The sequence below is a fragment of the Chryseobacterium salviniae genome (genome assembly GCF_035819015.1).
GTDB lineage: Bacteria > Bacteroidota > Bacteroidia > Flavobacteriales > Weeksellaceae > Chryseobacterium > Chryseobacterium salviniae.
Map to the genome: position 1 here is coordinate 1 of NZ_JAYLAA010000024.1, position 1,912 is coordinate 1,912.

The 1,912-nt window shown below is 32.8% G+C and carries 1 protein-coding gene and 1 pseudogene; one reads left to right on the top strand and one right to left on the bottom strand.

Annotation, left to right across the window (positions count from 1 at the left end; translation table 11 throughout):
• Nucleotides 1–246 precede the first annotated feature (246 nt).
• A pseudogene (locus SOP96_RS07035) lies at nt 247–432 on the top strand (RHS repeat domain-containing protein); the annotation flags it as partial.
• Nucleotides 433–1,495: 1,063 nt separating this feature from the next.
• Here SOP96_RS07035 and SOP96_RS07040 read toward each other — a convergent pair.
• Nucleotides 1,496–1,822, bottom strand: a complete 327-nt coding sequence (locus tag SOP96_RS07040) for a helix-turn-helix domain-containing protein (RefSeq protein ID WP_268053395.1) — start codon at nt 1,820–1,822, stop codon at nt 1,496–1,498.
• Between the last annotated feature and the right edge of the window lie 90 nt (nt 1,823–1,912).

Here is a 1,912-nt window from a genome sequence, read left to right on the forward strand (position 1 = left end):
TATTTAATTTTTGACAAAAATATAATTGCTGTCAAAAAAAAGTTGTGACGCGCTTTTAAGTCCCTATTTATAAGCAATCCAAAATTTATTTTCTTCAATTGAAATAAAAATCTACACGGAATTTTATTTTTCAACTGAATTAAATTTTTATATTTGAAATAAGCGAGCGAGAGCAGACGATCACAGTGTAAAGCCTCGCGCGAGAAAATCCGGAGTAGGAAGTTTTGGAAAATGTGAGCGGGATTATACAATTATAAGTACAACGGTAAGGAGCTTCAGGAGACTGGGATGTACGATTACGGCGCAAGATTTTATATGCCGGATATTGGACGTTGGGGTGTTGTGGATCCGCTGGCGGAGAAAATGAGAAGACATTCACCATATAACTATGCATTTAATAATCCTATAAGGTTTATTGATCCAGATGGAATGAAACCTGATCAATTTATGACAATGAATGATTTAATGAATGATGATCCTCCTAGAAAAGGAGGGGTAAGATTTATATTAAACATTGGGGATAGTGCAGATATGCGAGATGCGGCTAAAACACGGATGAAAGAGATACGCAAAAATTATCCTAATGATAAACTTATAGAAATAACTGATGGAAATTTAGGGAATTTATCTAAAACAGTTGCAAAGCATCTAAAAACAGCACAAAAAGAAGGATATGGAAAAACATATGAAGTGAGTGTATTTTCTCACGCCTCCACAGATGGACCTGTAGGATCCTATGATGCAAATAATCCTTATGATCTTTCAAATGAATCAGGAGATCCCATAGATAAAGGTCAAATGTCTTTAGAAGGTTGGTCTAAAATCAATTGGAATTTCGACTCAAGTAATAGTGTTGCTGCTTTTTATGGTTGCCAAAGTGATAATTTTGCAGAGAAATTTATGAGAATTAGCAATGTTTATTATACAGCTGGAGTAGGAGGAAGAGCAGGAGGATCTGAGTCTATATCAGGAGCATTTGATGGAACAGTAATAAACTTTATAATTCCAAATTCAAATGTTTATATGAGATCACAAACAGATGGAAAAGTTGATCCATTAACAGTTTATCGAAGAGGGTATACTGAAACTGTGGGTGGTAGGAGATATTTAAAACCAATTGAATATTATAGAAATGCAACCGTTCCTTCAAAATAATTATTGTATGAAAAATATAGCAAATTGGGTTATTGGTTTTTGTGTCTATTTGTTTTCCACTATTTTTTATCAGAAATTTTTTGGAGAGGAACCTTTTAATAATTCTTTTTCAATTGGTTTTCCAAGGTTTTACTATGAATTTTATTCAAGTGACTGTGTTAAATTAAACGGAAACAATTTCATAAACCTATTATTAAATATTGTCATATATGCACTTATTTTTTTAGTTTATATAAAAATATTAAGGAAAGAAAAAAATAACTGATTCCCCGCTGCGCAAAGTCTCCTGACTTTGAGTAGATAAATAAAAACCCACTGCAATTGCGGTGGGTTTTGTATTTTATAAAATGCTTTGAATTTTTCTTTTAGCGATAAAAGCGTCAATGACTGAAAAGATATGATTGCGGTCTTCAGGTTCAAATTTTGAGACCTCCAAAATACGGCTACTTGTATTTTTATCAATCTGCACATCTTCTTTTCCGGTAAGGTAATCCAAAGACACGTCCAAAATATCTGCAATCTTGCGAGCAATATCTATCGAGGGATAAACTTCGTTCCTCTCGTATCTTCCCAACACGTTTTTATGAATCCCCAATTGACTTGCCAAGTCGGTTTGGGAAATCCCTTTTTGTTTTCTAAGTTCTGAAACTATACTTCCGAAATCCATAATAAAGAAACTTTATAGGTTTAAAAAACCTTGTTTACTATTGAAATGTAAATATATGAAAACAAAATCGGTTCTTCAAAACTTAAAAAG